Below are 23,624 nucleotides of genomic sequence, written 5' to 3'. Positions count from 1 at the left end.
GAGCGAATGGGGATTGATTGCGACTGTTGTGACTATGATCATGCGAGGCCGGAATGAAGTTGAGCAGAAGACTGATCCCGGACGTCACCACGCTGCAGGCGTTCGAATGTGCTGCGCGCCATGGCAGCTTTACGCAGGCCGCCGCCGAGCTGAATCTGACCCAGAGCGCGGTGTCCCGGCAGATCAAGGATCTCGAAGGCCAGATCGGCGTTCTCCTGTTCGAGCGCGTCCGCCAGCGGGTCATTCTCTCCGATGCGGGGCAGAAATTCCTGCCGGAGGTGCGCCGGTTGCTCGCCCAGTCGGAGGAACTGATGGTGCGGGCCATGGCCTCTGCACGATCCGAATCAACGCTGTCGATCGCCTCGCTGCCGACCTTCGGCAGCCGCTGGCTGACGCCTCGCCTGCCGGATTTCCTGAAACAACATCCCGGCACCGTCATCAATATCGCCTCGCGCTCGCGGCCGTTCGATTTCGAGGAGCAAAATTTCGATCTCGCAATCCATTACGGCCAGCCGGTCTGGGCACATGCGACCTGCAGCTATCTCTGCAGCGAGATCATCGTGCCGGTGGCGAGCCCGGAGTTTCTGGCCCTCAACCCGATGACCGAGCCGGGCGAACTCGAACACAAGCCGCTCCTGCATCTCGCCACCCGTCCGAAAATGTGGGCGCAATGGTTCGAGAGCAATGGTGGCGAGATGAAGTCGGCCTATCGCGGCAACCGCTTCGACCAGTTTTCCATGGTCATCGAGGCGGCGGTCGCGGGCCTCGGGTTCGCGCTGGTGCCGCGTTACCTGATCGAACAGGAACTGTCGAGCGATCGGCTGCGCGTCGTCTTCGACCGGCCGATGCAGACGGAAAACAGCTATTATCTGGTCGTGCCGGAGGGCAAGCTGGAAAACCCCGTCAGCCAGGCGTTCCAGGCCTGGATCGTCAAACAGGTCGGCTGAGCGGTTCGCCGAAAAATCGGCCACCATCTGGAGTGGAACCTTTCACTGTTCCGCGCGTTCTGGTCTGGATGACCAGCCTTAAAGAAGCAGTTTTGCACATTCTCCCGCCGCCGGCCGTGGAGAGATTGGTTCAACCCGGTGTTTCTTTCGCGCAGCACGCGCGAATTCGCCCACAGAACAGGCCCCGCTTCTTGCAACATGTTGGCTCTACGGCTAAAAAATGCCTATTTCCTGCATCACGCAGCCCTGACGCCGAAGCGACTGCCGCCTTCCTTCTCTCCACCGCCCGTTCGGGCAATGCCGACACCGATGGTTTCCCGCCCGCGCGAAGCCCGATGGTTTTCGGCAAAACAATGACGGGGCTTTAGGACTATGGTGGCGCAGAGCCAGAAATCAGGGCAGCAGCCCATCCGGCCAGATGACGACGGCCGGATCCCTCAACACCGCTTGGATTCAGAACCCGTACCCATGCCTCTTCACAACACGCCGACCACGCCCGCGCGCGAAGCCGAAACCAAGTCGATCGATTCCAACGATTCGATTCGTTCGACCTATTTCACCATCGACGAGCTTCGAGAATGCGGTGCTGCTCTCGCCCGTGATGGTATGTCCAGTCTGCCGGGTTTCTTCCCCTTCGAATTCCGTCCGCGGCATCGTGAAAACGAAAACGAGATTTTTCGCGTCTACAAGGTGACGGCGACCGATGTCGAGGCCGGTGCCTCGATCACGCCCGCCGCCGAATGGCTGCTCGACAACCATTATCTCGTCGAGGAATCGATCCAGGAAGTGCGGCGTGATTTTCCGCGCAAGTTCTATCGCCAACTGCCGACGCTTTCGGTCCAGGGCGCCACGATCCCGACAACCATGGCGCTTGCCTGGCTCTATGTCGCCCATACCCACAGCACGGTTTCGCGCGAAAGCCTGACCGCGATGGTCGAGGGTTTCCAGCGACACGAGACCTTCAAGATCGGCGAACTCTGGGCGCTGCCTTCCATCCTTCGTTTTGTCCTGATCGAAAACCTGCGCCGCATCGCCATCCGCGTCGATGGCTCGCGCAGCATGCGCAACAAGGCCAATGACGTGGCGGACCAGATCGTCCGCCTGGGGGATCCGGAAAAATTCAAGTCGGTGCTCGCCGAGGCCCAGCCACTCTGTGCCGACAACACCTTCGTCGCCCAGCTTCTCTATCGCCTGCGTGACGGCTCGCAGACGTCCGGCTTCGTCATCACCTGGCTGGAAGAGCAGCTGGAGAAGCGTGGCAGCGATGTCGAAGAGGCGCTGGTCGCCGAGCAGAACCGCCTGTCCTCCGGCAATGCGACGATGAGCAATATCATCCGCAGCTTGCGCGAAATCGATGACAATGACTGGGCCGTCTGGTTCGAAAGCGTCAGCAAACTCGACGATGCACTCCGCGAAGGCTCGGATTATTCCGCCCTCGATTTCGGTTCGCGCAACAAGTACCGCAACACGATCGAGCGGCTGGCCCGGCGCTCCGGCTATACGGAACTCGAAGTCACGCATATCGCCCTCGACATGGTCAAGGAGCAGGCAAGCGTCGATGCGGTCGGAAATGCCGTGCCGCACGAGCCGAATGTCGGCAGTTTCCTTGTCGGCAAGCAGCGCCGCCTGCTGGAAGCCAAGATCGACTACCGTCCTTCGCTGCTGCAGAACATCATCCGTATGGGGCGCAAGCTCGACTGGCTGGCCATTGCCGGGCCGAACATCGTGCTGACCATCCTGGCGATGATCGCAGTCTATATCTTCGTCAGCCCGATGGAAATTCCGACGGGCGCCAAGCTGATCATGCTGCTGCTCTTCGCGCTGCCGGCCTCGGAAGGGGCGGCCGGGTTCTTCAACACGCTGGTGACGCTGTTCGTCACGCCGACGCGTCTCGTGGGCTACGAATTCCTCCAAGGCATTCCGAAGGATGCGCGCACGCTCGTCGTCGTGCCCTGTCTGATCTCCAAGCGCGATCATGTCGATGAACTCGTACGCAATCTCGAGGTCCACTATCTCGCCAATCCGAAGGGCGAGATCTATTTTGCACTCTTAAGCGACTGGACGGATTCGAAGGAAGAGGAAACCGCTGCCGATCTCGACGTGCTCGACTATGCCAAGCACGAGATCGAAACGCTGAGCGCGCGCTATGCGCATGACGACCGTACGCGCTTCTATCTCCTGCATCGCCGCCGCCTCTACAACGAGGCAGAAGGCGCCTGGATGGGCTGGGAGCGCAAGCGCGGCAAGCTGCACGAGCTGAACCTGCTCCTGCGCGGCGACAGCGATACAAGCTTCCTCGCCGGCGCCAACACCGTGCCGGAGAACGTCCAGTATGTCATGACGCTGGATTCCGACACGCGCCTGATGCGCGATGCCGTGACCAAGCTGGTCGGCAAGCTCTATCACCCGATCAACCGCCCCGTCGTCGATCCGGTCTCCCAGAAGGTCACCGCCGGCTACGGCATCCTGCAGCCGCGCGTCACGCCGTCGCTGACGACCGGCAGCGATGCCTCGATGTTCCAGCGCATCTTCTCGGTCAATCGCGGTATCGACCCCTATGTCTTCACCGTCTCCGACGTCTATCAGGATATTGCCGGCGAGGGCACGTTCACCGGCAAGGGCCTCTATCACGTCGACGCCTTCGAGGCGGCCCTGAAGGGCAAGATCGAGGAAAATGCCGTCCTCAGCCATGACCTTCTGGAAGGCTCGCTGGCGCATTGCGCACTTGTCAGCGATGTCGAGCTGGTCGAGGATTTTCCGATCCGCTACGAGGTCGAGATGTCGCGCCAGCATCGCTGGGCCCGCGGCGACTGGCAGTTGCTGCCTTACCTGTTCAATCTCTCCAATGGCGTCAGCATGCTTGGCCGCTGGAAGATGTACGACAACCTGCGCCGTTCGCTGATCCCGGTCGCATGGCTGATCGCCTCTGTGATGGGCTGGTACTACATGGAGCCGACCCAGGCGCTGATCTGGCAGTTCGTGCTGATCTTCAGTCTGTTCGTCGCGCCGACCATGTCACTGGTCTCGGGTATCATGCCGCGCCGCAACGATATCGTCGCCCGCGCCCATCTTCATGCCGTGATCTCGGAAATCCAGTCCGCGAACGCGCAGGTGGTGCTTCGCATCGTCTTCATCGCCCATTCCGCCGCCATGATGGCGGATGCCATCTGCCGTTCCATCTACCGGACCTTCGTCTCCGGAAAGCTGATGCTGGAATGGCGCACGGCAGCGCAGGTCCAGAGTTCGGCCGGCGGTACCGTCTGGGATTATTACCGCTCGATGTGGATGGTACCGGTCCTGTCGGCCCTTTCGCTGGCGCTTGCCGCGATCTCGGACACTGGTCTTCCCTTCATCGGCATTCCCTTCGCGCTGCTCTGGGCTCTGTCTCCTGCCATCGCCTGGTTCGTCAGCCAGTCGGCGGAGACCGAGGACCAACTGGTCGTGCCGGACAATGTCGTCGAGGAACTGCGCAAGATCGCGCGCCGGACATGGCTCTATTTCGAGGAATTCGTCACCGCCAAGCAGCACTTCCTGCCGCCGGACAATTTCCAGGAAATCCCGCATCCGATCCTGGCTGAACGCACGTCGCCGACCAATATCGGCGTTTATCTCCTGTCGGTCATGTCGGCGCGTGATTTCGGCTGGATCGGTTTCGAGGAGACGGTTCGCCGTCTCGAGCAAACGATCTCGACGCTCGACCATATGCCGAAATTCCGCGGTCACCTGTTCAACTGGTACAAGACCGACACGCTGGAAACGATGGAGCCTAAATATGTCTCCGCCGTCGACAGCGGCAATCTTGCCGGGCATCTGATCGCCGTCTCGTCCATGTGCCGCGAATGGGCGGAAGCGCCCTCGGCGCATGTTCAGGGCAATCTGGACGGCATTGGCGACGTCGCTTCCATCCTGTCGGAAGTGCTGGGCGACCTGCCGGATGACCGCAAGACCGTTCGGCCGCTGCGCCGCCTGATGGAAGAGCGGATCGTCGGCTTCCAGAATGCGCTTGCCGCCGTCAAGCGCGAGCACGAATTCGCTTCCATCCGGGTGATCAACCTCGCGGTCCTGGCGCGCGACATCCAGAAGCTGACGCTCAATCTCGACCATGAGGTCAAGAGCGCCCAGAGCAGCGAAGTGACGAAATGGGCAACCATGCTCGTCAATACCTGCGAATCCCATATTGCCGACGGCGTCTTCGACCTCGGCGCCATCGAGACGCTGCGCCAGCGCCTGATCGTGTTGCGCGACCGTTCCCGCGATATCGCGTTTTCAATGGACTTCAGCTTCCTCTTCCGTCCCGAGCGCCGTCTGCTGTCGATCGGCTACAGGGTCAATACCAACGAGCTGGACGAGGCCTGTTACGACCTTCTGGCGTCGGAAGCCCGCCTCACCAGCCTGTTCGCCATCGCCAAGGGCGATCTGCCGACCGAGCACTGGTACAAACTCGGCCGTCCGATCGTGCCGATCGGTGCGCGTGGTGCGCTGATCTCCTGGTCCGGCTCGATGTTCGAATATCTGATGCCGCCGCTGGTCATGCAGGAGCGTCAGGGCGGTATTCTCAACCAGACCAACAACCTGATCGTCCAGGAGCAGATGAACCATGGCCGCCGTCTCGGGACGCCGTGGGGTATTTCGGAAGCGGCCTTCAATGCCCGCGACCATGAACTGACCTATCAATACACCAATTTCGGTGTTCCGACGCTGGGTCTCAAGCGTGGCCTCGGCCAGAACGCGGTCATCGCGCCCTATGCCTCGATCCTCGCCTCGATGTACGATCCGAAGGCGGCGATCGCCAACCTGGAGCGCCTGCGGGCGCTGGGTGCGCTCGGTGTCTACGGTTTCCACGATGCCGTCGATTTTACCCCGACCCGCGTGCCGGAAGGCAAGACCTGCGCTGTCGTGCGCAACTATTATGCCCACCATCACGGCATGTCGATCGCGGCCGTCGCCAACGTCGTCTTCAATGGACGCCTGCGCGAGTGGTTCCATGCCGATCCCGTCATCGAGGCGGCCGAACTGCTTTTGCAGGAAAAGGCACCGCGCGACATCCCGATCATCAACACCAAGAAGGAGCCGGAATCGCTCGGCAAGGGCCAGGAAGACCTGCTGCGCCCCGAAGTCCGCGTGTTGACCAATCCGCTCGCCAAAGATCGCGAGACGGTCTTCCTGTCGAACGGCCATTACTCGATCATGCTGACGGCAACCGGTTCCGGCTATTCGCGCTGGAATGGACAGACCGTTGCCCGCTGGAAAGCCGATCCGACCGAGGACCGTTCGGGCACCTTCATCTTCCTGCGCGACACGACGAGCGGCGACTGGTGGTCGGCGACGGCCGAGCCGCGCCGTGCCGCCGGCGAAAAGACCATGACGCGCTTCGGCGACGACAAGGCCGAATTCATCAAGACCGTCGGCGATCTCACCAGCGAAGTGGAATGCATCGTCGCCACCGAGCACGATGCCGAAGGCCGCCGGGTGATCCTGCTCAACACGGGGACCGAGGATCGCTTCATCGAGGTCACGTCCTATGCCGAGCCCGTGCTGACGACGGATGACACCGACACCGCCCATCCGATGTTCGCCAAGATGTTCCTGCGCACCGAAGTCGACCCGAAGGGCGACGTCATTCGCGTCACGCGCAACAAGCGCAGCCCGAGCGAACCCGACATGCAGGTCGCGCACCTCATTGTCGACAATGCCGCCAGCACCCGGCACACCGAGGCAGAGACCGACCGCCGCCGCTTCATCGGTACTGGCCGCACGCTCTCGGAAGCGCAGGCATTCGACAGCGATGCCAAGCTTTCGGGCTCCGACGGCTATACGCTCGACCCGATCGTCTCGCTCCGCCGCGTCGTTCGCGTCCCGGCCGGCAAGAAGGTCAGCGTGATCTTCTGGACCATCGCCGCACCCGACCGCGACGCCATCGACCGGGCAATCGACCGCTACCGTCATCCGGACAGCTTCAACCACGAGATGATCCACGCCTGGACGCGTTCCCAGGTGCAGATGCGCCATGTCGGCGTCACCTCGCAGGAAGCGGCGAACTTCCAGATGCTCGGCCGCTATCTCGTTTATCCCGACATGCAATTGCGCGCCGACACATCAACGGTGCAGGCCGGTCTAGCGCCACAATCGGCGCTCTGGCCGCTGGCGATTTCGGGCGACTTCCCGATATTTACCGTCCGCATCAACGATGACATCGACCTCGGCATCGCGCGCGAGGCTCTGAAGGCGCAGGAATATCTGCGTTCGCGCGGCGTCACGGCCGATCTGGTCATCGTCAACGAACGCGCCGCATCCTACGCACAGGACATGCAGCACACGCTGGATGCCATGGCGGAAAACCTGCGCTTGCGTGGCCAGTCCGATGGTCCGCGCCAGCATATCTTCGCGGTTCGCCGCGATATCATGGAACCGCAGACCTGGACGGCGCTGCTATCGGCCTCGCGCGCGGTCTTCCATGCCCGCAATGGCAAGATCTCCGACCAGATCGCTCGCGCCGAAAATCTGCTGACCAAGCCGGCGAAGGAAGATGATACGCAGGTTGTGCCGCTGCTGGCCGTGATCGGCGACGATGGCGCTGCCGCTGTCGCCGATATTGCCGGCGACGGGCTGGAGTTCTGGAACGGCTATGGCGGTTTCTCGCCGGATGGCCGCGAATATGTGACGCGTCTGCGCGGCGGCGAAGCGACGCCGCAGCCATGGATCAACGTCATTTCCAACGAGACCTTCGGCTTCCACGTGGCGGCGGAAGGCGCGGCCTTCACCTGGGGCAAGAACTCGCGCGACTATCAGCTGACCTCCTGGACCAACGATCCGGTCATCAACCGTCCAGGCGAGGCGATCTTCATTCGCGACACGGACAGCGGAGCGGTGCTGACGCCCTATGCCGCCCTGTCGCGCCGCAAGTCCGTCCTCTTCGAAACCCGCCACGGGCTCGGCTATTCCGTCTTCCACAGCGTGCAGGACAGGATCGAGATCGAGGTCAGCCAGACGGTCCACCGCCAGGCCCCGGTCAAATATCTGCAGCTACGGCTGAAGAATACGTCCGGCGAGGCGCGCAGCCTCAAGGTCTATGGCTATGCGGAATGGCTGCTCGGCAACAACCGGGCGAAGACGGCACCGTTCATCCTCTCCCATCATGACGAGGCGAGCGGTGCCGTGCTGGCAACCAATCCTTACAGCGTCGATTATTCCGGCCGGACCGCTTTCCTGGCGGCGAGCGAAAAGCCTGTTGGTTTCACCACCAGTCGTCGCGAGTTTCTGGGCAAGACCGGCAGCATCTATGCGCCGCAGGCCGTGATCGACGGCGGCGCCCTGTCGGGCTCGGTCGATGCCGATGGTGATCCTTGCGGTGCCATCATGTTCGATGTGAAGCTCAAGGCCGGCGAGAGCCGCGACCTGACCTTCTATATCGGCGATTCCGACAATGCCGCCCAGGCGCTGGAGCATCTGGAAACCGCGCGGCAGACGACGTTCGATGCGGCTCTGGAAGCGTCGCGCAGCTATTGGCAGGACTTCACCGGCATTCTCCAGATCGATACGCCCGACAAGGCGTTCAACAACATGGTCAATGCCTGGCTGCCCTACCAGAGCCTCGGTTGCCGCATCCTGGCGCGTTCGGCCTTCTATCAGGCGAGTGGCGCCTTCGGCTTCCGCGATCAGTTGCAGGACACGCTGGCCTTCATCGTCCACCGTCCGGAACTTGCCAAGGCGCAGATTCTCAACGCTGCGTCGCGTCAGTTCCCCGAAGGCGATGTTCTGCATTGGTGGCTGCCGGGCACCGGCGCCGGGGTCCGTACGCTGATCTCCGACGACGTTGTCTGGCTTGGCCATGCCGTGCAGCATTATTGCTCGGTCACCGGCAGGAAGGACATTCTCGACGAACAGATCGCCTTCATCGAGGGTGCTGCGCTCGAGCCCGGCCAGCATGACAGCTTCTTCCAGCCCACCGTGTCCGAGCGGCGCGTCAGCCTCTATGAGCATTGCGCGATCGCGCTTGATCTTGCCATTGCCCGCAAGGGTGATAACGGCCTGCCGCTGATCCTCGGCGGTGACTGGAACGACGGCATGAACCGCGTCGGCATCGAAGGCCACGGCACGAGCGTCTGGCTCGGCTGGTTCCTTGCCACCACGCTGCGTTCGTTCCTCGCCATTGCGCGCGAACGGGGCGATATGAAGCGGGTCGAGGCATGGGAAGCGCATCTTCCCATCCTCAAGCAGGCGCTTGAAACCGCCGGCTGGGACGGCAGCTATTACCGTCGCGGCTACTATGACAATGGCACGCCGCTCGGCACCACTGAGGCCAACGAGTGCAGGATCGATTCGATCGCCCAGTCGTGGAGTGTCCTGTCCGGCGAGGGTGACCCCGCCCGCTCGATGCAGGCCATGGACGCGGTGCTCTCCGAACTTGCCGACAACGATCACCAGATCATCCGGCTGTTCACGCCGCCCCTGTCGGGCACGGCGCAGGACCCGGGCTATATCAAGGGTTATCCGCCCGGCGTCCGCGAAAATGGCGGGCAATATACCCATGCGGCGACCTGGGTGGTGCTGGCGCTTGCCGCCCAGAACCGCACCGAGGACGCCTGGCGCGCCTTCCAGATGCTCAACCCGGTCAACCATTCGACCGACCGCGACAGCGCCGACCATTACCGGGTCGAGCCCTATGTCGTGGCGGCCGACGTCTATGGCCATGGCGAGCTGACGGGACGTGGCGGCTGGACCTGGTATACGGGCTCCGCCGCATGGCTCTATCGCGCCGCGGTGGAAGGCATTCTCGGCATCCGCAGGCAGGGCGACAAGCTGATCATCCGGCCCGTCCTGCCGAAGAGCTGGAACGGATTTTCGGCGACGCTCACCATCGACGGCAAGGCCTATGCGATTTCCGTGACGAAACACGGGGAAAGCGAGGAGCCGGTGGTGAGCGTCAATAATACTGTCACAAAAAACGCGCATGAAGGCGTTTTGTTGTAGCTGCCGGTGCGTCATGACCATAAAGACCGGCTTTGCTCCAGAAGGCGCAAGGCCGGTTTTGTTTTGACCGCAGGCGGATACATCGCGTCGATGGGGCAGGGGCACTGAACCCGGACGAGACAAGACTGCATGCTGCAACAACTGGACTTTCCCGCATCCGTCTCTGATGGACGCGCGGTCGCCGATTCAACCGTACCACCTCTTCGCGACACACGGCTCGACGTGTGCCGCGCACTTTGCCTCATCACGATCTTCATCAATCATGTACCGGGGCAATATCTCGAATTCCTGACGACGAAGAATTTCGGTTTCTCCGATTCCGCCGAAGCTTTCGTGCTGATCTCCGGGCTCTCGGCCGGAATTGCCTATGGGCGGAAATTCGTCGTGGGGCGCCGCCTGGCCGTCAGCCTCAAAATCTGGCGGCGGGCGTTTACACTCTATGTCGCGCATATCATGACCAGTATCATCACGCTGGCGATCTTTGCCGGCGGCGCGCTCTATTTCGGGCGGCAGGATCTGGTCGGCGAAATCAACATCCGGCCACTGGTCGAGCATACGGAACAGGGCATCGTCGCCATGGTCCTGCTGGGCCACCAACTCGGCTACAACAACATCCTGTCCATGTACGCCGTGGTCTTATTGATCCTTCCAGCCATGCTCTGGCTTTATGGGCGCAGCCCGTTTCTTCTGTTCATGGCGTCCGCGACGCTATGGCTTGCCGCCGGCATTTTCATGATCGTGCCGCTCAATTTCCTCGACGAGGGCTACTGGTTCCTCAATCCCTGGTCCTGGCAATTCCTCTTCGTCATCGGCATGATCTGCATGATGCGCGCCCGTGCCGGCCATTCCCTGCCGCGCCATCCCGCCCTCGTTCTCTTGGCCGCCAGCTATGTGGCGCTGTCGTTCTTCTGGGTCGTGTTGTCCTGGTGGGACATGGATTTTTCCTATGGGCTTCCGGCGGTTCTTACCGGTTTCGACAAGACCTTCCTGTCTTTGACACGGCTGCTGCATGTGCTGGCGCTTGCCTATCTCCTTGCCGTGTTCCCCATCTTTAATCGGCTGACGCGGCTGAAGGTGGATCATCCGCTGGTCATGATCGGACGCCATTCCCTGCCTGTCTTCATCTTCGGAACGATCCTCGCCATGGTCGGCCAGGTGCTGCTGTTCGTCACGGGTCGCGATCCCATCTGGGGATCGCTGTTTGTCGGGCTCGGCATCGCGTTGCATTTCGCCTATGCCCGCTATCTCGACTGGATCGTCGGCCTCGCCCGCCCGGACGTCGCCCGGGCTTGATGAGTGCCGGCGCCCTGTCCTTCACTGCGGATCGCAGGCCACCACGAGCTCGTCCCGTGTCGGCGCCTGCGAAAATTCGTCGAACTTGAAATCGAAGGTACCGGGAATTCGCAGGCGATAGGTTCCGAACTTGAAATATGGGCCGCGCAACTCCAGCGGCAGGTCCGCCCTCAGCTTCGCGCCGATATTGCCACGGACGGAAACGATCTTGTCGCCGTTGGCCCAGATATCGATCTCACCCTTCTGCCGGGGGCCATATTCGTTGTCGAGCCGCCCGGGCTTGATGCGATAAACCATGTCCACCCAGCCTTTACGCGGATCGGGCAGCTTCCGGTTTCCTTCGGGAATGATGTCGATCTCTGCCTCGCCGAGATATTTTTCCGGGTTTGCCACGAAAGAGAAGGCGCTGAACTGCGAAACAAGCTCGCTGTTCTTCAGCCCGAGTGCCTTGGATATTTCCTTCGTGTCCGAAGTCGGCTTTTCCGCTTCCAACCCCTTTAACAGGGTTTGGTCAAAGAGTTCTTTTGATAGCTCCGGCTGGGATTTGATCAGCTGATCAATCGACTGCAACGCCTTGACGGCATCGACCGTCTCTCCGTCATTGGGATCCAATTTACCGAGCAGGTTTTGCGCTGACAGCACTGCCTCGTAATCGCCCTCGGCCTGGGCCACGACGCGGCGTGTTTCGTTATCTTGAACGGTGATGTGAAATACCCCGTTGTCGAAACGCTGTGCCAGCATCGGACTGCTGTCGCCCGGACCCTTCCACTGGCTGATAACGAAGCGTGTGCTGCCGATCGGGGGCACATTCCCTTCCACCCGGAAGCTGAAGGCATACCAGACCTCGTCGCCGAAGATGGGCCATGACGATTTGATCGTACGCAATTCCGCGCGCTGACAATCGTCGTCGCATTCGATGCCGCCATCTTCCTCAGTCGTTCGAATGACCATGGCCGTTGCTTCGCAACGCCCCGCCTTTTCAAACGTCATTTGCCGCGAAAGAATCTGTTGCGTGCTCCATTTGCCGGAACCGAGGCTGCCAGCGTCGAAATCGTCCGAGAGTGTTTGCGCCGCCAATGGAGTGGCCGCAAGTGATAACATGAGGGCACATGAGTGTATTTGCCTGATCGACATGATTCCTCCAACTTCTATCCCCGCGGTCATGCTAGCAATGTCGCGGTAAAGTTGAAACAGGAATCTCTACATCGCCTTCTGCGGATGGATTGCGGCACCCTTTCCCCAATAAAAAAATCCCCGCAGCGCCGCTGCGGGGATTGGAAGGTCTGGGTCGATGCGGTCGCCGGTCAGGCGGCGGCGTGGCTCTTGCGGACATCGTCGTCCGTCAGGATGCCGCTGGCGCGGAGCAGGGCGGCGAAGCGGCCGTTGCTGTGGCTCAGTTCACTGAAGCCGCCCATCTCGACGATCCGGCCCTGATCCATGAAGATTACCAGATCAGCCTCGCGCACCGTCGACAGGCGGTGGGCGATGATGAAGGTCGTGCGATCCTTGCGCAGGTTGTCGATCGCGACCTTCACCCGGTTTTCGGTCTCGACGTCGAGCGCGCTGGTCGCCTCGTCGAGAACAAGAATCGGCGCGTTTTTCAGGATGGCACGGGCAATCGCGATACGCTGGCGTTCGCCGCCGGACAGGCGGTTGCCCCTTTCACCGACGCGGGTGTCGTAGCCGCTCTGGCGACCTTCGATGAAGTCGGCGGCAGCAGCAGCTTCGGCGGCGGCCATGACTTCGCCGAGCGAGGCATCCTCGCGACCGAGGCGAATGTTGTCGCAGATCGAACGGTTGAGCAGGCCCGCATCCTGGAACACGGTGGCGATCGAGCGGCGCAGCGACTTGCGGGTCACGGTCGAGATATCGACGCCATCAACCAGGATCTTGCCGCCGGCCGGTTCATGGACGCGCTGCAGGAGGTTGACCAGCGTCGTCTTGCCAGCGCCGGTCGGCCCGACGATGGCAATCGTCTGGCCCGCTTTGGCGGTGAAGGATACGTCGCGAAGACCCTCGCTGGAATTGGCGAAGTTGAAGGAGACGTCGCGGAATTCGACCTCGCCGCGCACCTGATCGAGTTCGCCGGCATCTGCAGGCTCCTCACGTTCACGCACCGAATCTTCCAGCACGAAGAAGTCTTCCAGCTTGGCGCGGGCTTCGAAGATCTGCGTGGCAAAGGCCTTCATCTGGTCGAGGCGGCCGATCAAAAGGTTGGCAAAGCCGATGAAGGCAATGACGTCGCCGACGCCCAGTTCGCCCTTCTGCACCAGGAAGGTGCCGATGACGAGGATGGCCATCATCGAGATCGTCGATGCCATGCGGTTCAGCGCGCTGGCCAGCGCCCACCAGTCGAGGACCGGCAACTGTGCCGAGATCAGCTTCTGGGTGAAGTTCTTCAGTTCGCGGGTTTCGGCCTCGATGCGGTTGTAGCTATGCACGACCGAAACGTTGCTGATCGAGTCCGACACGTGGGAAAAGACCGTGTGGTAGTGATCCTCGACAGAAGCCTGACCTTCCTTGGTGCGTGTCATGACGAACTTGCCGACGATGACATAGAGCACGCCGAGAACCACGAGGACCAGCGACAGGCGCACGTCCATGGCAAAGGCGGTCGGAATGAGCAGCGTCAGCGCAACGGCCGTGGCCAGATGCTGACGCATGAATTCGAGCCAGAGGCCGAACAGCGTCTCGCAGGCGCGCAGCAGCGTATGAAGCGCGTTCGAGGTGCCGCGCTGGGTATGCCAGGAAAGCGGCATGGAAATGATGCGGCCGAAAGCTTCGGTGATCAGGGTCGAGCGGCGGGTATGCGCCAGCCTGTCAGCCTCGCGGGCGACAAGCACGAAGGCAACGGTATTGAACACGCCAAGGCCTGCCCACATCAGAAGCATCGGCGTGACGCCCTGCTTGGAAGAGATCGCGTCGATGATGCGGCCGAACAGGATTGGCTCGGCAATCGTGATCACAGCCAAAACGACATTGGCGATGACGATCGCGGAGACGCGAAGCTTGTGAACGGCAAGATACTGAAGCGCTCTTGCATAGATCTGGAACAATGACACTGTCTTATCCCTCTTGGGCAGCTGGTTTGCGGTGCAATGAAAAGCAACAGGAATTCGCATCGCGCTATAAGTTCAGAAAGGAAAAGGAGGGGCGGCTGGCTTGTCTTTACGGGCTGATCTGGATTGACCCAGAAAAAACCCTTGCCGTTTCCTGTTCTTCTCTCGTCTTCATGATCCACGCCCGCACGATCTCGAATAAACTTTGAGGTCGAGCGTGCAAGCCAGTCTGTGATACGTTGCCCGGCGCAGCGAAATGCCGCTCCGGCAAATATCCATAGTCTGCTATTTTTTACATCTTGCGGTTCAGTGCCGATGCAGTGATAGGTAGTCTCATGATTGACGATGGGATTATCGCGGCCGCAACATGAATGGGCGCTGAACAAGCCATTCATGTTGCGCCGCAGCGTGTTTATTTGAGCGTCGGACATTGATTTTTCAGAGGGGATTTTATGAACATCACGCTGCTGGTGCAGTTTCTGGCGCTGATCGACGAGATGAGAAGCAGGGACGAGATCGTTCAGGAGTTCGAGCGGCTATTGGATCGCTACGGCTTCGACTTTTACGGCATCGTTCGCCAACCCAAGCCGGATGAAAATCCGCTGAGTCTGCTGCTTGCCGGCCGCTGGCCCGATGGCTGGCCGCAAATCTACATTCGCAAGAAATACGTCATCATCGACCCGACGATCCGTTTCCTCGGCCACGCGCAGCGCGGTTTCCGCTGGCGCGATACGGCGGTTGCCTTCCGCTCCGATCCGCACCGCAAGCGCATGGAACGCATGATGGTGGAGGCCCGCAATCACGGTCTTCATGACGGCTACATCTTCCCGGTTCACGGGCGTCGCGGCCTGCTCGGCAACATGACCTTGGGCGGTCGGGTGGTCGATCTCTCGCCGGTCGAGATGAGCCTGTTCGACGGCGTCGCCAAGAAGCTGTTCTGGCGTCTGCTCGAACTGACCGACCCTGCTGTTCTCGCCGAAATGGTATCGACCGTCGACGTGCAGATGACGCGGCGTGAAATGGAGGCGCTCAACTATCTCGCCGATGGCATGACCTCGAACGAGATCAGCAAGGTCCTTGATATTTCCAATCACACGGTCGATTGGTACATGAACGGCATCCAGGAAAAATTGAAAGCCAAGAACCGGCATCACGCGGTTGCTCTGTCGTTCCGGCTGGGCCTGATCAACTGACGCAACAAGGTCGCGTTATGACTTAAACTGAAATTGAACTTCTTGTGACGACGCGCTAATAGTGCTTTTCGCGGTGCAGCATTTCCGCGTTTCAAGTCATGAGGAGTTCGACTTGCCCATTTCCAAAATCCTTGTCGCCAACCGTTCAGAGATTGCCATTCGCGTGTTTCGCGCGGCCAATGAACTGGGAATAAAAACGGTTGCGATCTGGGCGGAGGAGGACAAACTCGCGCTGCATCGGTTCAAGGCGGACGAGAGCTACCAGATCGGCCGCGGCCCGCATCTGGACCGTGATCTCGGCCCGATCGAAAGCTACCTGTCGATCGAGGAAATCATCCGTGTCGCCAGACTTTCCGGAGCGGATGCGATCCATCCCGGTTACGGCTTGCTGTCGGAAAGCCCGGAATTCGTCGATGCCTGTCACGCTGCCGGCATCATTTTCATCGGTCCGACCGGCGACACGATGCGCCGTCTCGGCAACAAGGTAGCCGCCCGCAATCTGGCGATCGAGATCGGCGTCCCGGTTGTACCGGCAACCGAACCATTGCCCGACGACATGTCGGTCGTGGCAAGGATGGCCGAGGAGATTGGCTACCCCGTCATGCTGAAGGCATCCTGGGGCGGCGGTGGGCGCGGCATGCGCGCCATTCGTGACCCGAAGGACCTGTCGCGCGAAGTGACGGAAGCCAAGCGCGAGGCGATGGCCGCCTTCGGCAAGGATGAAGTCTACCTTGAAAAGCTGGTCGAGCGCGCCCGCCATGTCGAAAGCCAGGTTCTCGGCGATACGCATGGCAATGTCGTGCATCTGTTCGAGCGCGATTGCTCGGTGCAGCGCCGCAACCAGAAGGTCGTCGAGCGCGCGCCGGCGCCTTACCTGACGCAAGAACAGCGCGAGGAACTGGCCAACTATTCCACGCGCATCGCCAAGGCGACCAACTACATTGGCGCGGGCACGGTCGAATATCTGATGGATATGGACTCGGGCAAGTTCTACTTCATTGAAGTCAACCCGCGTATCCAGGTCGAGCATACGGTCACCGAAGTCGTCACCGGCATCGATATCGTCAAGGCGCAGATTCACATCCTCGAGGGCTTTGCCATCGGCACGCCGGAATCCGGTGTGCCGAAACAGGAAGATATCCGTCTCAACGGCCACGCCCTGCAGTGCCGCATCACCACGGAAGATCCGGAACAGAACTTCATTCCCGACTATGGCCGTATCACCGGCTATCGTTCGGCCTCGGGCTTCGGCATCCGTCTCGACGGCGGCACGGCCTATCCGGGCGCGGTCATCACCCGCTACTACGATCCACTGCTGGTCAAGGTCACGGCCTGGTCGCCAAACCCGCAGGAAACGATCGCCCGCATGGACCGCGCGCTGCGCGAGTTCCGTATCCGCGGCGTCGCCACCAATCTCACCTTTCTCGAAGCGATCATCTCGCATCCGAAGTTCAAGGATAACAGCTACACGACGCGCTTCATCGACACGACGCCGGAACTGTTCCAGCAGGTCAAGCGCCAGGACCGCGCCACCAAGCTGCTGACCTATCTCGCCGATGTCACCGTCAACGGCCACCCGGAAGCCAAGGGCCGTCCGAAGCCGAATGCCGATGCGGCAAAGCCGGTCGTTCCCCATATCGACGCACCGATCAAGCCGGGCACCAAGCAGAAGCTCGACGAACTCGGCCCGAAGAAGTTCGCCGAATGGGTGCGCGCCCAAAGCCAGGTGCTGATGACGGACACGACCATGCGCGATGGTCACCAGTCGCTTCTGGCAACGCGCGTGCGCACTTATGACATCGCTCGCATCGCTTCCACCTATGCCAAGGCGCTGCCGAACCTCTTTTCGCTCGAATGCTGGGGTGGCGCGACTTTCGACGTCTCCATGCGCTTCCTGACGGAGGATCCGTGGGAGCGTCTCGCCAAGGTCCGCGAGGATGCGCCGAACCTGCTCCTGCAGATGCTGCTGCGTGGCGCAAACGGTGTCGGCTACAAGAACTATCCCGATAATGTCGTGAAGTATTTCGTGCGTCAGGCAGCGAAAGGCGGCATCGACGTCTTCCGCGTGTTCGACTGCCTGAACTGGGTCGACAACATGCGCGTGTCGATGGATGCGGTCGCCGAAGAGAACAAGATCTGCGAAGCGGCGATCTGCTACACCGGCGACATCCTCAATTCCGCCCGTCCGAAATACGACCTGAAATACTATACGGCGCTTGCCGCCGAGCTAGAAAAAGCCGGCGCGCACATGATCGCGGTCAAGGATATGGCGGGCCTGTTGAAGCCTGCTGCCGCCAAGGTGCTGTTCAAGGCGCTGCGCGAGGCGACCGACCTGCCGATCCACTTCCACACGCACGACACGTCGGGCATTGCGGCGGCGACCGTGCTGGCGGCCGTCGATGCCGGCGTCGACGTGGTCGATGCGGCCATGGATGCCTTTTCTGGCAACACGTCGCAGCCGTGCCTGGGCTCGATCGTCGAGGCGCTGAAGGGTTCCGAGCGGGATCCGGGCCTCGATCCCGAATGGATCCGCCGCATCTCCTTCTATTGGGAAGCGGTGCGCAACCAGTATGCCGCCTTCGAAAGCGATCTCAAGGGACCGGCATCCGAAGTCTACCTGCACGAAATGCCGGGCGGCCAGTTCACCAACCTCAAGGAACAGGCCCGTTCGCTGGGTCTCGAGACCCGCTGGCACCAGGTGGCGCAGGCCTATGCCGATGCCAACCAGATGTTCGGCGATATCGTCAAGGTGACGCCGTCCTCCAAGGTCGTCGGCGACATGGCGCTGATGATGGTCTCCCAGGATCTGACGGTGGCGGATGTCGAAAATCCGGCCAAGGATGTTTCCTTCCCGGAATCGGTCGTGTCGATGCTGAAGGGCGATCTCGGCCAGCCTCCGGGTGGATGGCCGAAGGCGCTGCAGGACAAGGCGCTGAAGGGCGAGAAGGCCTACACCGCCGTTCCCGGCTCGCTTTTGCCGCCGGCCGATCTCGGTGCAGAGCGTAAAGCGATCGAGACCAAGCTGGAGCGCGAGGTCTCCGACTTCGAATTCGCCTCCTACCTGATGTATCCGAAGGTCTTCACGGATTACGCGCTGGCGGCGGACACCTATGGTCCGGTCTCCGTCCTGCCGACTCCCGCCTATTTCTACGGTCTTTCGGCTGGTGAAGAGCTGTCGCCGGCGCTCGAAAAGGGCGTCTCTCTGGTCATCCTGCACCAGGCGGCGAGCGAGCCGGACGAGCAGGCCATGGTCAAGGTGTTCTTCGAGCTCAACGGCCAGCCACGCCTGATCAAGGTTCCGGATCGCAACCGGGCCGCCTCCAGCGCCGCGCGCAGCAAGGCCGACCTCGCCAACGCCGCTCATCTCGGCGCGCCGATGCCGGGCGTCATCTCCACGGTCTCCGTGACCGCCGGACAGACGGTCAAGTCGGGCGATGTTTTGCTCTCCATCGAAGCGATGAAGATGGAAACGGCGCTGCATGCGGAAAAGGACGGCACGATCGCCGAAGTCCTCGTACGTACCGGCGACCAGATCGACACCAAGGATCTGCTCATCGTCTACGGAGCTTGAGGCTTCCTCTCCAAAAGAAAATGGCTGGCGTAGAACCCGGCCATTTCTATTTTCAGATATCGTAGTTGTTGCCCGCGCTCAGCGACGAGATGAATTTCTTCGTGCGCTCCCGCTCCGGCGTCTGGAAGATCGACCTCGGCGCGCCGCTCTCGACGATCAGGCCGCCATCGAGGAACAGGACCTGGTCGGCGACCTTTGACGCCAGCCGCAGGTCGTGCGTCGCCATGATCATCGTCGTGCCTTCGCGCGCCAGTCGGCTCAGGACCTCCACGACCTCTTCCGAGAGTTCCGGATCGAGCGCCGAGGTGGGCTCGTCGCAGAGAAGCACCCGCGGCGACGGCGCAAGCGCCCGGGCAATCGCGACGCGCTGCTGCTGGCCGCCGGACAGGGTGGCGGGCCAAGCATCGGCCTTATGCGCCATGCCGACCTTTTCCAGCAGTTCGAGCGCGCGGGCCCTTGCCTTGTCCTTTTGCCATTTCAGAACCGTGATCAGTCCTTCCATGACGTTTTCAATTGCCGTCTGGTGCGGGAAGAGTTGAAAATTCTGGAAGACCATGCCGGTCTGGCGGCGCAGGCGCTGGATGGCATCCCAACCCGTTTTCTTGCCGGAAGAAAAGACGATCTGTTCGTCGCCGAGCTTGATCGTGCCGGATGTCGGCGTTTCCAAGAGGTTGACGCAGCGCAGCAGCGTGCTCTTGCCGCCGCCGGAAGGGCCGACCAGCGCCGTCACGGTGCCTTCGGCGATCGTGACGCTGATATCCTTCAGGACGACATTGTCGCCGAACTGCTTGACGATATGGGTAAGCTCGATCATGTGCGCGCCTCCAGGAAGCCGCCATAGCGGGCGAAACGTTTTTCCAGCCGCACCTGAAGCGAGGAGAGCACCGAACTCAGCGCGAGATAGAGAAGCGCTGCCTCGATATAGAGGATCAGCGGCTCATAGGTGGTGGCGACGATGCGCTGCGCCGTCTGGAACAGTTCCGGCACGGTGATGGCGGCGGCAAGCGATGTATCCTTCACCAGCGAAATAAAGGTGTTGGACAGGGGTGGCACGGCCACGCGCGCCGCCTGCGGCAGGATGGTGCGACGCATCGCCTGGCTCCAGCTCATGCCGATCGAATAGGCCGCCTCCCACTGGCCGCGCGGCACCGAGGAGATGACGGCGCGGATGATTTCGGACGTATAGGCGCCGATATTCAGCGTGAAGCCGATGAGAGCGGCGGGGAAAGCATCGAGCAGGATGCCGACCGCCGGCAGGCCGTAGAAGATGACGAACAACTGCACGAGCAGCGGCGTGCCGCGAATGACCCAGACATAGAACCGCGCCACCGCCACCAGCGGTCTCGGCCCGAACAATCGGGTGACGGCGGTCAGGAGCCCGAGCATCAGTCCCAGCGTGAACGAGAGCAGCGTCAGCGGGATGGTGAAGATCAGCCCGGCCCAAAGAAGTGGCTGGAGCGAATCGAGCATGAGTTGAAGCCAGGGAGGCACGGGCTTTCTTTCTTTTGGGGTAGGATCGGTCTCTCCATAGGAGATACCCCTCCCCAGCCCCTCCCCACAAGGGGGAGGGGTCGATTCGCGGCGGCCTTGCGCATATTATGCGGGTCTGCGGACGCGGCGCCGTTTCATGGCTTCGAATGGAGAGGAGAGTCGTTCTTACTTCGAAACGTCTGCGCCAAAATACTTCTGCGAGATCTTGTCGTAGGTGCCGTCGGCCTTGATGTCCGCCAGCGCCTTGTTGACGGCTTCCAGCAGCTCCGGCTCGCCCTTGCGGATGATGATGCCGGAATAGTCGGCATTGGCCTGTTCTGCGGCGATCTTCACCGGAGCGTCGGCCTTCTTCTTCTTGAAGTCGAGGAAGGACAGGCTGTCATTGATCGTCGCGTCGGCGCGGCCGGTCAGCACGAGCTGGATCGACTGGTCGAAGCCGTCGGTGCCGACAAGCTCGGCGCCGGAGGCTTCCGCCAGCTTGCCGAAATTACTCGTCAGCGACTGGGCGGCCTTCTTGCCCTTAAGGTCAGGAAAATCCTTGATATCGGTATTGTCGGTCTTGACGATCAGGACGGCCTTCGAGGCGATATAGGGGTCCGAGAAATCGTACTTCTGCTTGCGCGCGTCGGTAATGCCGACCTGGTTGATCACCGTGTCGTAGCGGTTGGCGTCGAGGCCGGCGATCAGGCCGTCCCACTTTCCTTCGAGGAACTCGGCCTTGACGCCCAGCTTGTTGGCCACGGCTTCGCCGATTTCGACGTCGAAACCGACGAGCTTGCCGCTTTCGTCATGATAGGTGAACGGGGCATAGGTGCCTTCCGTGCCGATCTTCAGCGCACCGGCGGCCTTGATGGCTTCGAGGTTTTCACCCGCGAAGGCCGGACCGAACGTGAGCAACTGGGCAAGGGCGGCAGCGGCGAGGAGTGTGGGAACCAATTTCATTGTCTTTTTCCATTCTTCTTTTCATCCGGCCCGTCTGCCGGGGATGGCTGGACCATCGCATGCCATCGCGGTCCATGGGAGCGCAAAAAACTTCAAATGTGGCGCGAAACGGCGAAGGTTTTGTCAAATTTCGTCACATCGAACGGAATTTCGACCCGCTGATCAAAAAATCAAGCATTGCGCAGGCGAAATCCGGAAGGATAGCGCTTGAAGTCGCCAGAAATGCTGGTATGCGTTATTTTGCACTTTTATGCCGATTCATGCACGATTGAGCGATGCCATGCAAAACGACCTGCTTCTTCGCCAGCGCCAGACGCTGATCAAGGATCGCCTCGATGCGTCAGGCCGCGTGCTGGCCGTCGATCTTGCACGCGAATTCGGTGTTTCGGAGGACACGATCCGCCGGGACCTGCGCGAAATGGCCGGGGCCGGACTCTGCGAGCGGGTCTATGGCGGGGCACTGCCGCTGGCGCCAGGCGGCGCGTCCCTGATCCGGCGGGTTGGCGAATCGTCGGACCGCAAGCGGGCTCTGGCCTTGGCAGCGGCTTCCTTCGTCCGAAATGGGATGACCGTCTTTTTTGATGCCAGCTCCACCAACCTGGCGATCGCCAAGGCTATTCCAGCCGGGATGCGCCTGACGGCGGTCACCAATACGCCTCTGATCGCCGCCGCCCTGATGGACAATCCGGAGATCGGGATCATCCTGATCGGCGGGCGGATCGACCGGCAGGTGGGCGGCTCCGTGGGCTCCGGCGCCCAGCGGGAGATGGCGGCGTTGCGGCCGGACCTGTGCATTCTCGGCGCCTGCGGCATCGATGCCGACGCAGGTATTACCGCCTTCGATTATGAGGATGCGGCCTTCAAGCGCCTCGCCGTGCAGCAGAGCGCTGCCGTCCTGGTCGCGGCCACGGCCGACAAGATCGGGACATCGGCGCCACACGCCGTCGTTCCGGCCAAGGCCTGCACAACCTTGGTCGTTGAAGACGAAATCTCCGCCATCGCCCTGTCCGTCTTCCGCGAAATGGGGATTGATGTCGTAACTGCCAAGGAAAAGACATGACGCGCATCGGGCATGTGGCACTCTGGACGACCGATATCGATCGTCTTTCCGCCTTCTGGGCCGAAACGTTCGGCGCCGAGATCGGCGAACGCTATGACAGTGCCCGGCGTCCGGGCTTTGCCTCGCGGTTCCTGTCGCTTGCCGACGGACCGACCATCGAGATCATGCAGGGCCCCTGGATCGGCGCGCCGGAAGGCATGGAGGAGCGTGCGGGTTACGCCCATCTGGCACTGTCGCTCGGTAGCCGCGAGGCGGTGGACGCCATGGCTGACAATGCCGCGCGCTGCGGCATTCTGGTTTCGCCGCCGCGCATGACCGGCGACGGCTTTTACGAGGCGGTCCTCAGGGACCCCGACGGCAACATTATCGAAATCATGATCTGAACCCGGTTTCCCACCGGGAGGAGAAAACTATGGATCAACTCACGTCACCGGCACTCCGATCGGGTTACATGCCAAGAACCCGCCTGGCGGTTTCCCTCATGTTCCTGATGAACGGCTTCGTCACCGGAAGCTGGGCGCCCAAGATTCCCGAATTCAAGGAAAAGCTCGGGATCGGCGAAAGCGTGCTCGGCCTGCTGATCCTGTGCTTCGGCATCGGCTCGCTGGTGCTGATGCCGATTGCCGGCGGCTTTATCGCGAAGCTCGGATCGCAGAAGGTCGTCAAGGTCACGGCCGTCGCCCTGTCGCCACTGTTGCTGCTTCTGACGCTGGTGCCCAATGTCTGGGTGGCTACCGTCGCCATGTTTATTCTCGGCGGCTTCGTCGGGGCGATGGACGTGGCGATGAATGCCAACGCCGTCGAGGTCGAAAAATCCATGCGGCGGGCGATCATGTCCTCCTGTCATGCCTATTGGAGCCTGGGTGGACTGCTCGGCTCGGCGGCGGGCGGCCTGCTCATGGCGAATTTCGGCGTATTGCCGCATGCGATCTTCGCCACCATCGTCTGCTTCTCGCTGGTTGCCATCGCCTGGCCGATGATGCTGCACGATCAGCCACACCCAGATACGGCAAAGCAGAAGCTGCGCCTGCCGCTGACGCCGCTGCCGTGGCTGATCGGTCTCGTCGCCCTGTTCTCGATGGTGCCGGAAGGCTCAGT

General features: G+C 61.3%; 14 protein-coding genes. 9 read left to right on the top strand and 5 right to left on the bottom strand.

The features are described 5' to 3' along the window. The first annotated feature begins 53 nt into the window (after positions 1 to 53). The 3 genes from VL202_RS17935 (at position 54) to VL202_RS17925 (ending at position 11,210) form a co-directional block, all read left to right on the top strand. On the top strand, positions 54 to 947 hold the full coding sequence (locus VL202_RS17935; protein WP_325465450.1) for a LysR family transcriptional regulator: 894 nt from the start codon (positions 54 to 56) through the stop codon (positions 945 to 947). A gap of 468 nt (positions 948 to 1,415) precedes the next feature. Next, on the top strand, positions 1,416 to 9,917 hold the full coding sequence (locus tag VL202_RS17930) for a GH36-type glycosyl hydrolase domain-containing protein (protein ID WP_414692889.1): 8,502 nt from the start codon (positions 1,416 to 1,418) through the stop codon (positions 9,915 to 9,917). Between the two features lie 129 nt (positions 9,918 to 10,046). Continuing rightward, positions 10,047 to 11,210, top strand: coding sequence for an OpgC family protein (locus tag VL202_RS17925; RefSeq protein WP_325465448.1), 1,164 nt, complete (start codon positions 10,047 to 10,049; stop codon positions 11,208 to 11,210). A gap of 21 nt (positions 11,211 to 11,231) precedes the next feature. Here the strand turns inward: VL202_RS17925 and VL202_RS17920 are convergent, their stop codons facing one another. Next, the gene (locus VL202_RS17920; protein WP_325465447.1) at positions 11,232 to 12,344 is read right to left on the bottom strand and encodes a heparin lyase I family protein; all 1,113 of its coding nucleotides are present in this window, start codon (positions 12,342 to 12,344) and stop codon (positions 11,232 to 11,234) included. 170 nt (positions 12,345 to 12,514) lie between these two features. Continuing rightward, complete coding sequence (locus tag VL202_RS17915; RefSeq protein ID WP_325465446.1) at positions 12,515 to 14,272, bottom strand: glucan ABC transporter ATP-binding protein/ permease; 1,758 nt, start codon at positions 14,270 to 14,272, stop codon at positions 12,515 to 12,517. Between the two features lie 449 nt (positions 14,273 to 14,721). On the opposite strand from VL202_RS17915, the gene VL202_RS17910 reads away from it, so the two are divergent. Both VL202_RS17910 and pyc read left to right on the top strand, forming a co-directional pair. Further along, a complete protein-coding gene (locus tag VL202_RS17910; protein WP_325465445.1) occupies positions 14,722 to 15,462 on the top strand; it encodes a LuxR family transcriptional regulator in 741 nt (246 codons plus the stop codon). Positions 15,463 to 15,574: 112 nt separating this feature from the next. Further along, positions 15,575 to 19,033: a pyruvate carboxylase gene (pyc, locus tag VL202_RS17905; RefSeq protein WP_325465444.1), complete on the top strand. Its 3,459-nt coding sequence runs from the start codon at positions 15,575 to 15,577 to the stop codon at positions 19,031 to 19,033. Positions 19,034 to 19,085: 52 nt separating this feature from the next. On the opposite strand, the gene VL202_RS17900 is transcribed toward pyc, so the two are convergent. The 3 genes from VL202_RS17900 to VL202_RS17890 all read right to left on the bottom strand — a co-directional run bounded on the left by VL202_RS17900 (position 19,086) and on the right by VL202_RS17890 (position 21,466). Beyond that, positions 19,086 to 19,847: an amino acid ABC transporter ATP-binding protein gene (locus VL202_RS17900; RefSeq protein ID WP_325465443.1), complete on the bottom strand. Its 762-nt coding sequence runs from the start codon at positions 19,845 to 19,847 to the stop codon at positions 19,086 to 19,088. Further along, a complete protein-coding gene (locus VL202_RS17895; RefSeq protein WP_325465442.1) occupies positions 19,844 to 20,524 on the bottom strand; it encodes an amino acid ABC transporter permease in 681 nt (226 codons plus the stop codon). Before VL202_RS17895 ends, VL202_RS17900 begins: the two co-directional genes overlap by 4 nt. Positions 20,525 to 20,689: 165 nt before the next feature. Then, the gene (locus VL202_RS17890; protein WP_325465441.1) at positions 20,690 to 21,466 is read right to left on the bottom strand and encodes an amino acid ABC transporter substrate-binding protein; all 777 of its coding nucleotides are present in this window, start codon (positions 21,464 to 21,466) and stop codon (positions 20,690 to 20,692) included. Here VL202_RS17890 and VL202_RS17885 point away from each other — a divergent pair. The 4 genes from VL202_RS17885 to VL202_RS17870 all read left to right on the top strand — a co-directional run. Continuing rightward, positions 21,466 to 21,738 carry a hypothetical protein gene (locus tag VL202_RS17885; protein ID WP_325465440.1) on the top strand — a complete coding sequence of 91 codons (273 nt, stop codon included), beginning with the start codon at positions 21,466 to 21,468 and terminating at the stop codon, positions 21,736 to 21,738. The genes VL202_RS17890 and VL202_RS17885 overlap by 1 nt on opposite strands. Before the next feature lie 8 nt (positions 21,739 to 21,746). Continuing rightward, positions 21,747 to 22,526: a DeoR/GlpR family DNA-binding transcription regulator gene (locus VL202_RS17880; RefSeq protein ID WP_325465439.1), complete on the top strand. Its 780-nt coding sequence runs from the start codon at positions 21,747 to 21,749 to the stop codon at positions 22,524 to 22,526. After that, entirely contained in the window at positions 22,523 to 22,909 is a 387-nt protein-coding gene (locus tag VL202_RS17875) for a VOC family protein (RefSeq protein WP_325465438.1), read from the top strand. Before VL202_RS17880 ends, VL202_RS17875 begins: the two co-directional genes overlap by 4 nt. Positions 22,910 to 22,938: 29 nt before the next feature. Continuing rightward, the coding region (locus tag VL202_RS17870) for an MFS transporter (protein ID WP_325465437.1) at positions 22,939 to 23,624 on the top strand (686 nt) is incomplete at its 3' end.

This window comes from Pararhizobium sp. (assembly GCF_035497515.1).
GTDB lineage: Bacteria > Pseudomonadota > Alphaproteobacteria > Rhizobiales > Rhizobiaceae > Pararhizobium.
Note: the sequence above shows the minus strand (reverse complement) of the source record. Positions and strands in the feature narration are given on the sequence as shown.

Bases quoted from the DNA above. Each gene is read 5' to 3' on its own strand.
- VL202_RS17910 (WP_325465445.1), top strand. From the start codon at position 14,722: ATGAACATCACGCTGCTGGTGCAGTTTCTGGCGCTGATCGACGAGATG.
- VL202_RS17920 (WP_325465447.1), bottom strand. From the start codon at position 12,344: ATGTCGATCAGGCAAATACACTCATGTGCCCTCATGTTATCACTTGCG.
- VL202_RS17935 (WP_325465450.1), top strand. From the start codon at position 54: ATGAAGTTGAGCAGAAGACTGATCCCGGACGTCACCACGCTGCAGGCG.
- VL202_RS17880 (WP_325465439.1), top strand. From the start codon at position 21,747: ATGCAAAACGACCTGCTTCTTCGCCAGCGCCAGACGCTGATCAAGGAT.
- VL202_RS17890 (WP_325465441.1), bottom strand. From the start codon at position 21,466: ATGAAATTGGTTCCCACACTCCTCGCCGCTGCCGCCCTTGCCCAGTTG.
- VL202_RS17900 (WP_325465443.1), bottom strand. From the start codon at position 19,847: ATGATCGAGCTTACCCATATCGTCAAGCAGTTCGGCGACAATGTCGTC.
- VL202_RS17930 (WP_414692889.1), top strand. From the start codon at position 1,416: ATGCCTCTTCACAACACGCCGACCACGCCCGCGCGCGAAGCCGAAACC.
- VL202_RS17875 (WP_325465438.1), top strand. From the start codon at position 22,523: ATGACGCGCATCGGGCATGTGGCACTCTGGACGACCGATATCGATCGT.
- VL202_RS17925 (WP_325465448.1), top strand. From the start codon at position 10,047: ATGCTGCAACAACTGGACTTTCCCGCATCCGTCTCTGATGGACGCGCG.